The organism is Mesorhizobium sp. WSM4829 (assembly GCF_055811475.1).
In genome coordinates, this window is record NZ_JBVVQJ010000025.1 from 93,662 (window position 1) to 103,149 (window position 9,488).

Annotated in this window: 7 protein-coding genes; 4 read left to right on the top strand and 3 right to left on the bottom strand. The window is 64.4% G+C overall.

What is annotated here, in order from left to right; all coding sequences use genetic code 11:
* Positions 1–2: 2 nt before the first annotated feature.
* Positions 3–905 carry a LysR substrate-binding domain-containing protein gene (locus tag AC0L17_RS22710; RefSeq protein WP_473517470.1) on the bottom strand — a complete coding sequence of 301 codons (903 nt, stop codon included), beginning with the start codon at positions 903–905 and terminating at the stop codon, positions 3–5.
* A gap of 279 nt (positions 906–1,184) precedes the next feature.
* Between AC0L17_RS22710 and AC0L17_RS22715 the strand changes: the two genes are divergently transcribed.
* From AC0L17_RS22715 to AC0L17_RS22725, 3 genes are read left to right on the top strand one after another with little or no spacing between them, the layout of a single operon-like run.
* Positions 1,185–4,115 carry a molybdopterin oxidoreductase family protein gene (locus tag AC0L17_RS22715; protein ID WP_473517471.1) on the top strand — a complete coding sequence of 977 codons (2,931 nt, stop codon included), beginning with the start codon at positions 1,185–1,187 and terminating at the stop codon, positions 4,113–4,115.
* The gene (locus AC0L17_RS22720; RefSeq protein ID WP_128169882.1) at positions 4,112–4,846 is read left to right on the top strand and encodes a 4Fe-4S dicluster domain-containing protein; all 735 of its coding nucleotides are present in this window, start codon (positions 4,112–4,114) and stop codon (positions 4,844–4,846) included. The genes AC0L17_RS22715 and AC0L17_RS22720 overlap by 4 nt, the downstream gene beginning before the upstream one ends.
* A gap of 9 nt (positions 4,847–4,855) precedes the next feature.
* Positions 4,856–5,791 carry a dimethyl sulfoxide reductase anchor subunit family protein gene (locus AC0L17_RS22725; protein WP_473517472.1) on the top strand — a complete coding sequence of 312 codons (936 nt, stop codon included), beginning with the start codon at positions 4,856–4,858 and terminating at the stop codon, positions 5,789–5,791.
* A gap of 6 nt (positions 5,792–5,797) precedes the next feature.
* On the opposite strand, the gene pdeM is transcribed toward AC0L17_RS22725, so the two are convergent.
* Positions 5,798–6,514: a ligase-associated DNA damage response endonuclease PdeM gene (gene pdeM / locus AC0L17_RS22730; RefSeq protein WP_473517473.1), complete on the bottom strand. Its 717-nt coding sequence runs from the start codon at positions 6,512–6,514 to the stop codon at positions 5,798–5,800.
* A complete protein-coding gene (locus AC0L17_RS22735; RefSeq protein WP_473517474.1) occupies positions 6,511–9,033 on the bottom strand; it encodes a ligase-associated DNA damage response DEXH box helicase in 2,523 nt (840 codons plus the stop codon). Before AC0L17_RS22735 ends, pdeM begins: the two co-directional genes overlap by 4 nt.
* A gap of 261 nt (positions 9,034–9,294) precedes the next feature.
* Between AC0L17_RS22735 and AC0L17_RS22740 the strand changes: the two genes are divergently transcribed.
* Positions 9,295–9,488 (top strand): hypothetical protein (locus tag AC0L17_RS22740; protein WP_473517475.1); only part of this gene is annotated, 194 nt, incomplete at its 3' end.

The following is a 9,488-nucleotide window of genomic DNA, read 5'->3' on the forward strand; positions in this document are numbered from 1 at the left end:
GCTTACCCGCGGACGGTCTCGCCGGCCCTCACGCCCAGATGCGCCTTGAGCGCCATCTGGGCCAGACTTGCCTGCCGGTCACGATGCGTGATCATGGCGAAATCGCGCTTTGGCAGATCGATCGGCACGGCTCGCAGGCTGCCCTCGGCGACCGCGCGTTCGACAACGAGCTCCGAAATGATGGTGGCGCCGGCGCCGGCCTCGACCGCCTGACGGACCGCCTCGTTGCTCGGCAGCACCAGGAATATCCGCAGGTCTGCGAACGATATCCCTTCGCGGCGGGCAAGATCTTCCAGCACCTCGCGCGTGCCCGATCCGCCTTCCCTGATGATCCAGCGGAGTTCCTTGATATCGGGATGCCCGGGCAAAACTTCGGCGATCTCGGGATGCGAATGCGCCACGACCAGCATCAGGCGATCCACATCGACCTTGGCGCGCCGCAATATGTCCGATTCAGTGCGCCCCTCGACCAGGCCAAAATCAGCCGTACCGTCGAGTACGGTGGTCTCAACCTGCCTGGTGTTGCCGATGGTCACGCTTAGCCTGACGGCGGGATAGGCCTCGTGGAAGGAGGCCAGCCGGCGCGGCAGCCAGTAGCTGGCGATGGTCTGGCTGGCGGCGATGGAAAGGCTGCCGGTGATCGTCTGCGAGACGTGCTCCAGCACGTCGTGGGCGGCAGCCGCCCGTTCGAGCACGGCCTTCGCCTCGGGCAGAAACCTGCGCCCGGTCTGCGCCAGTTCGATGTTGCGACCGACCCGGTTGAACAGCTGGACGCCATGCTGCTGTTCGAGCGAGCGGATGGCCGCCGAGGCGGCCGATTGGGAAATGCCCAGCAGCTCGGCCGCCTTGGTCATGTGCCCCCGTTCGGCGACGGCAACGAATATCCGCAGTTGGTCCAGGGTCATGCGGAGAATTAAGAAACAAGTTCGATTGGAATTACAAGAGCAACTTGTTAGACAGATCGATTGCTTTGTTCTAATTTTCCCGGTGAAGTTGGAAAAAAATCGCGGCCAACCTGCAACGGGTAGAAAAGTGATCGGGCGGTTCAAATCCTTGTTTGCCCATTGGACCCGCGGTCTGCGGCGTCGGCTTGCCGGCGACCGTTATCATCCGGAAGAACACTACATGCGCGGCCCCGGGCCGAAGACGAGAGCCAAATTCGCAGACCGCAAAAGCCCCGAATCATGAACCACGGACCGCTGCGAGGCGCCAATTCCGCACCGTCCCAACGGTCGCTTGCCGACACAAGCGCGCCCGACGAGGGCGACGGCGTCGATACCTCACCTGACGTCTCCGACAGCATCGCCAAGACCACCTGCTACATGTGCGCCTGCCGCTGCGGCATCGACGTCCACATCAAGGACGGCAAGGTCCGCTACATCAACGGCAACAAGGACCATCCGGTCAATCGCGGCGTACTGTGCGGCAAAGGCAGCGCCGGCATCATGCAGCACTACAGTCCGGCCAGGCTGAAGAAGCCTTTGCTGCGCAGCGGTCCGCGCGGCTCGGGAGAGTTTCGCGAGATCGAGTGGGAGGAGGCCTTCTCGATCGCGACGGAACGGCTTTCGAAAATCCGCCGCACCGATCCGAAGAAACTCGCCTTCTTCACCGGGCGCGACCAGTCGCAATCGTTGACCGGCTGGTGGGCGAGCCAGTTCGGCACGCCGAATTTCGCCGCCCATGGCGGCTTCTGCTCGGTCAACATGGCGGCCGGCGGGCTCTATACGATCGGCGGCTCGTTCTGGGAGTTCGGCGAACCCGACTGGGACAACACCAAATACTTCATGCTGTTCGGCGTCGCCGAGGACCATGATTCCAATCCGATCAAGATCGGCCTTGGCAAGCTCAAGGCGCGCGGCGCCAAGGTGGTCTCGATCAATCCATGCCGCACCGGCTACAACGCCATTGCCGATGACTGGATCGGCATCCGGCCCGGCACCGACGGCCTGTTCGTGTTTGCTCTCATCCATGAACTGCTGAAGGCCGGCCGCGTCGATCTCGATTATTTGCTGCGCTACACCAACGCCCATGTCCTCGTCATCCAGGAGCCGGGTGCAGCCGATGACGGGCTGTTCGCACGCGACAGCGGCGGCAATCCGCTGGCCTGGGACAGGCTGGCCAAAGTCTCCGTCAGCGCCACTGATACCGACGCAAAGCCGGCGCTGACCGGCAACTTCCAGGTCGATGGCCGCCGCTGCGTACCGGTCTTCCAGCTTATCGCAGACCGCTACCTGCACGAGAGTTATTCTCCCGATGCGGTCGCCGAACGCTGCGGCGTTACCGCCGACACCATCCGCCGCATCGCCGCCGAACTGGCGCATGTCGCCTTCGAGCAGGCGATCGAACTGCCGGTGGCGTGGACCGACTGGGCCGGCCGCCGGCACGAGACGATCAAGGGCCGGCCGGTGTCGATGCACGCGATGCGCGGCATCTCGGCGCATTCGAACGGTTTTCATACCTGCCGCGCCATCCACCTGCTGCAAGTACTCCTGGGTACGGTGGACGTGCCCGGCGGGTTTCGCTTCAAGCCGCCTTATCCGCGGTCGGCGCCGCCGGGGCCGAGGCCGGCGGGCAAGGACGTCAGGCCGATGGCGCCGCTCGAAGGCATGCCGCTCGGTTTCGTCTGCGGCCCCGACGATCTGCTGGTCGATGACGTCGGCACGCCGACCCGCATCGACAAGGCCTATTCCTGGGATGCGCCGCTGGCAGCACACGGGCTCATGCACACGGTCATCCGTAACGCCTGGGCCGGCGACCCCTACAGGATCGACACGCTGTTCATGTACATGTCCAACATGGCCTGGAACTCGTCGATGAATACCGTCGAGACGATGGCGATGCTGACCGACATGGATGCGTCAGGCGAGTACAGGATCCCGTTCATCATCTATTCCGATGCCTATTATTCCGAGACCGTGCCGTTCGCCGATCTCGTGCTGCCCGACACCACCTATCTCGAGCGTCATGACTGCATCAGCCTGCTCGACCGGCCGATCAGCCATGCCGATGGGCCGGGCGACGCCATCCGCCACCCCGTCGTCGAGCCGGACCGCGACGTGCGGCCGTTCCAGACGGTGCTGATCGAGCTCGGCGCGCGGCTCGGCCTGCCCGGCTTCGTCGCCGACGACGGCTCGGCCAAATACCGCGATTATGCCGACTACATCGTCAATCATGAGCGCAGGCCAGGCATCGGCCCGCTCGCCGGCTGGCGCGGCAAGGACGGAATTTTGATCGGCAAGGGCGATGCCAATCCCGACCAGCTTCAGCGCTACATCGACAATGGCGGCTTCTGGCACCACGATTTTGCCGACGACCAGCGCTACTACAAGATGGCCAACCGATCCTACCTCGAGTTTGCCGAGACCATGGGTTTCATCCCGAAGGCCGAGCCGATCGTGTTCCAGCTCTATTCGGAACCGATCCAGCGGTTTCGCCTCGCCGCGCGCGGCCATGGCCGGGTGCTGCCGCCGGAGGCGGAGCGCAGCCGCATCGAAACCTATATGGACCCGTTGCCGTTCTGGTACACGCCGTTCGAGGAGGCGGTTGTCGACGTTGAGAAATACCCTCTGCATGCGCTGACGCAGCGGCCGATGCACATGTATCATTCCTGGGGCTCGCAGAACGCCTGGCTCAGACAGATCACCAGCCAGAACCGGCTGTTCGTGCACAGCCGAACCGCCGCCGGCCTCGGGCTTGTCGATGACGACTGGGTGTGGATCGAGAGCATCAACGGCAGGGTCAAGGGACAGATCAAGCTGGTAGACGGCGTCAACGTGGACACGGTGTGGACCTGGAACGCGATCGGCAAGCGGCGCGGCAGCTGGGGCCTGAAGGACGACGCGGCCGAATCCAACCGCGGCTTCCTGCTCAACCACATCATCGGCGACCAGACTTCCGCCGATGCGAACGGCAAGCGCTACTCGAATTCCGATCCGGTCACCGGCCAGGCGGCATGGTTCGACCTGCGCGTCCGCATCGTCAAATGCGCGGCTGAAGAAGCCGGCTTCACCGAGCCGCAGTTCGAGCGCTTCCGGCAGCCGCCGCATTTCGAGTCCTCGCCCGAAAAGCTCAGTTTCGGCGCCGAGTTCCGCATGAAAAGAGAAGCTGCCGAATGACTTGCCTTCCCGCCCATACCGACAAAAAACTCGGCCTGGTCATCGACCTCGACACCTGCGTCGGCTGCCAGGCCTGCGTCACCGCCTGCAAGGAATGGAACACCGGCGGTCACATGGCGCCGCTGACCGACATCGATCCCTATGGCGGCGACGCCGACGGGGTCTGGTTCAACCGCGTCCACAGCTATGAGCACATGACGGAGATGGGTGGCCGCACGGTCAACTTCCCACGCTCCTGCCTGCATTGCGAAACACCGGCCTGCGTCACCGTCTGCCCGACCGGCGCCTCCTACAAGCGGGCCTCGGACGGCATCGTGCTGGTCGACGAGGACAAGTGCATCGGCTGCAAATTGTGCAGCTGGGCCTGCCCCTATGGCGCGCGCGAATTCGACACCGATGTCGGCGTGATGAAGAAGTGCACGCTGTGCGTCGACCGCATCTACAACGACAATCTGGCGGAAGAAGACCGCGTGCCGGCCTGCGTCGCCGCCTGTCCGACCAGCGCGCGGCACTTTGGCGATCTCGGCGACCCGGCATCGGCGATCTCGCAACTGGTGGCCGAACGCGGCGGCGTCGACCTGATGCCCGAACTCGGCTATCACCCGACAAACAAATATCTGCCGCCGCGCGCCCACACGCCGCGCGCCGCATCGGTGCCGGCGCCGAGACTCGAACCGGTGCAGGCCGAAGGCGGTTTCCTCGGCTGGGTCGACCGCATGCTTTCGCATTGATCAGCATCCATGCATCCAGCCTTCTCCGTTGTCTTCTTCACCACTGCCACCGGCGCCGGTTACGGCCTGCTCGCGCTGCTCGGCGTGCTGGCCGGACAAGGATTTGTCCCGCCTGACTTCTGGCTCGGCCTCGTCGGCATGGGGCTGGCGCTCGGCCTGATCTCGGCCGGCCTGCTGTCGTCGGCCCGCCATCTCGGCCGACCAGAACGCGCCTGGAGAGCATTCTCGCAATGGCGCAGCTCATGGCTGTCGCGCGAAGGCGTTGCATCGGTCGCGACCTTCGTGCCGGCAGGAGTGTTCGCCCTCGGCTGGCTGTTCCTCGGCCGCACAGACGGCTGGGTGGCCGTCGCCGGGCTGCTGGCTGCCGCCGGCGCGGTCGCCACCGTCTGCACCACCGGCATGATCTACGCCTCGCTGAAACCGATCGCCCAGTGGCACAGCCGCTTCACTCTGCCAGGCTATCTCATCTTTTCGGCGATGACCGGCTGCGTGATTTTGAACGCGCTGCTGCAGGGCTTTGCCGTTGGGTCGAAGACTATGGTGGCGTTCTCGCTGCTCCTCACCTTTTTCGGCTGGGGGTGGAAACTGGCGACCTGGCGCCACAACGACAGGCTGGAAATCCCGACCAACGCCAACACCGCGACCGGGCTTGCCGGCGGTACGGTGCGGTCGCTGGAATGGCCGCATACCGAGGAGAACTACCTGCTCAAGGAGATGGGCTTTCGCATCGCGCGCAAGCACAGCGCAAAGCTAAGGCGGTTCACGCAGGTGCTGGCCTTCGCTCTGCCCATCTTGCTGCTGATCGTCGCGTTCGTCTTGCCATGGCCCTATGCGGCGGCGCTGTCGGCACTCGCCACATCAGCTCAATTCGCCGGCATGCTGGTCGAACGCTGGCTGTTCTTCGCCGAGGCGAAACACACCGTCACCCTCTACTACGGCCGGTAGAGCAGCTCAGCCCGGCCGCAGCATCGCGTGGGAAATCGCAAAAATGCGCTCGGTGCCGAGCATATAGGCCATCAGCGTCTCGCGGCGGAACAGCCCGGCATAGGCGCGGTCGAGCACATTGAGCGAGCCAGTATAGGCGCCGAAGGCCGGCATGATCATGCGGCCGCCGTCGCCGGCAAAGCAGCGCCGTCGCACCGAGCGACCTTGCTGCACGATGCGGGCGCAAGGGTGCAGATGGCCCGAAATCTCGCCTTCCACTCTCACCGCCGAAGGCTCGTGGCGGAATACGAGAGAGCCGATGGCCAGCTCGCGCACCGTCTCGCCGGGCAGGTCGGCCGGCGCATCCGGGTCATGATTGCCGGCAACCCAGAACCAGTCGCGGCCGGCCATCAGCGCTTCCAGGCGTTCGCGAAAGCTTGCATGCATGCGCGCGGCGCCGGCGCCGTCATGAAAGCTGTCGCCGAGGCTGATGACGATCGCCGGCTGATAATCGGCAATCACCGCCTGCAATCGCAGCAATGTCGCACCGGTGTCGTAAGGCGGGATCAATGTACCGCGCCGTGCCAGCGACGAACCCTTTTCCAGATGCAGGTCGGACACGGTCAGAAGCCGAAGCTCGGGAAAATAAAGCACGCCGCGGCGATCGCAGATCGCACGCTCGCCGGCGATGCCGATAGGATCGGCATCCGCCAGGAGCGCCGTCATGGCGAGTGCGAATGTCATTTCGTCCCCATGGCCTCCTCGACCAGCGTTGCCGCATCCATCAGCAGCGTATCATCGGCCTCGCCATGCACCGGCATCTTGCCGATCTCGAGCATGATAGGCACGGCGAGCGGCGAAATCTGCTCGAGGTCTTTATGCACGATTCGTCCCTTGATACGCGAGAGCATCTCGGCAAGTCTGCTGACATCCAGCAGACCCGTGGCCGCGTCGGCACGCGTCGCCTGCAGCAGGATGTGGTCGGGCTCATGGCTGCGCAGGACCTCGTAGATGAGGTCGGTCGAGACGGTGACCTGGCGGCCGCTCTTCTCCTGGCCCGGGTGGCGTTTTTCGATCAGTCCGGAGATGAGCGCGCAATTGCGAAAGGTGCGCTTCAAGAGCCAGCTGCCGGCCAGCCAGGCTTCGAGATCGTCGCCCAGCATGTCCTGGTCGAAAAGCGCGGCCAGCGACGGTTTCTTCGGCCGGAACATCCTGCCCATATCGGCCAGCGACCAAATGGCAAGCGCATAGTCGGTGGCGACGAAGCCGAGCGGCCTGGCTCCCGCCCGGTCGAGGCGGCGGGTGAGCAGCATGCCAAGCGTCTGGTGCGCCAGCCTGCCCTCGAACGGGTAGGCCACCAGATAGTAGCGGTTGCCGCGCGGAAAGGTCTCGATCAGCAGGTCGTCGCGCTTCGGCAGCACCGATTTGTCGGCCTGGAAGCGCAGCCAGTCGGCGACCTGTTCCGGCAGCTTCTTCCAGCGCTGCGGGTCATCCAGCATGATGCGGACCTGTTCGGCGAGGTAAGTCGAAAGCGGGAATTTGCCGCCGCCATAATAGGGCACCTTGGCGTCACTGCCGGGCGCATTCGACACGAAGCACTCATTGTCGCGGATGCCCTCGAAGCGCAGCACCTTGCCGGCGAACATGAAGGTATCGCCATGCGTCAGCGTTTCGAGGAACGCCTCCTCGATCTTGCCGAGAACCCGACCGCCGCGCGAGGCAGAGCCTTTGCTGCCGGCCTTGACATAACGCACGTTGAGCGCCGGCACCTCGATGATGGTGCCGACATTCAGCCGGTACTGCTGGGCGATGCGAGGATTGGAGACGCGCCACAGCCCGTCCTTGTTCAGGCGGATGCGGGCGTAGCGCTCGTAGTTCTTCAGCGCATATCCGCCGGTGGCGACGAAGTCGACGACACGATCGAACGTCGGCCGGTCGAGTTCGGCATAGGGCGCGGCGGTTCGCACCTCCTCGAACAGCGCATCGGCATGAAAAGGCGCGCCGCAGGCGCAACCCAGGACATGCTGCGCCAGCACATCGAGCCCGCCATTGACCAGCGGCGGCGTGTCCTGGGCGCCGAGGTAATTGGCGTCGAGCGCCGCCCGGCATTCCAGCACCTCGAAGCGGTTGGCCGGAATCAGGATCGCCTTCGACGGCTCATCCATGCGGTGATTGGCGCGGCCGATGCGCTGCGCCAGCCGGCTCGCACCCTTCGGTGCGCCGACATGCACGACCAGGTCGACATCGCCCCAGTCGATGCCGAGGTCGAGCGTCGACGTGGCGACGATGGCACGCAAGGCATTCTCGCCCATGGCTTTTTCGACGCGCCGGCGCTGGGCGACATCGAGCGAGCCGTGATGCAGCGCGATCGGCAAAGTGTCCTCGTTGACCCGCCACAATTCCTGGAACAGCAGTTCGGCCTGGCTGCGCGTGTTGACGAACAGCAGGGTCGTCTTGTGTCGCTTGATCTCGCTATAGATTTCCGGTGTCGCGTAGCGGGCCGAATGTCCGGCCCACGGCACGTGCTGTTCCGAGTCGAGGATGGAGATGTCGGGCTTGGCGCCGCCGGTGACGACGATCAATTCGGCCATGCCGCCGGGTGGATTCTGGCTGACCAGCCAGCGCCGCAATTCGTCCGGCTCGGCGACCGTCGCCGACAGGCCGATCGTCTGCAAGCCGGGAACAAAGGATCGCAGCCGAGCCAGCCCGAGCGACAGCAGATGCCCGCGCTTCGACGTCACCAAGGAATGCAGTTCGTCGAGCACGACATAGCGCAGATCCTCGAAGAAGCGCCTGGCGTCGGGCGCAGCAATCAGCAGCGCCAGTTGCTCGGGCGTCGTCAGAAGGATGTCGGGCGGGGCCAGCTTCTGCCGCTGGCGCTTGTGCGCGGGCGTGTCGCCGGTGCGCGTCTCGATGGTGACGGACAGACCGATCTCTTCCACCGGCTTGCCGAGATTGCGCTCGATGTCGACGGCCAGCGCTTTCAGCGGCGAGATGTACAGCGTGTGGATGCCGCGACGCGCCTGCCCCGGCTTTCTCCCTGGCCTCCGGGCCAGCTCGGTCAGTGAAGGCAGAAACCCGGCCAGCGTCTTGCCGGCGCCGGTCGGCGCGATCAACAGAACCGATTGCCCGGCCTGGGCAGTCGCCAGCAATTCTATCTGGTGGGCGCGCGGCGACCAGCCTCTTTGCGCGAACCATGTGAGGAATGGCTCGGGCAAGCGCGCGGCGGCATTCTGTTCGGCGAGGCGCGGCTGCTCTGTCACCCGCCAGAGGTAGCGCGGCGCCGCGCAATCGCCAAGCAGAATCGGAACAAAAGGTGATCGTTTTCATTTCCTTCCCCCCTTGTGGGGCAAGGTGGATTGGCGCGTTAGCGCCAAGACGGATGAGGGGTGTTGGAAGGAATGAGGCGTTGGCGATCCCTGGAATACCCCTCATCCGTCCGCTTCGCGGCCACCTTCTCCCACAAGGGGAGAAGGAAGAACCGCGCCAGGTGGATTGCCGCGAAGCGGCAAGACGGATGGGGCGTGCTGGAAGAAATGAGGCGTTGGCGTTCCCTGGAACACCCCTCATCCGACCGAGCTTCGCTCGGCCACCTTCTCCCCCTTTGTTTGGACCGGAGACATCGCGAACAGGTGTGCGAAGACATCGCGAACAGTTTTGCCATCCTATCGATCAATGGCATTGAGGTCGATGGTTTCTATTTTCTGATGTCTGAACC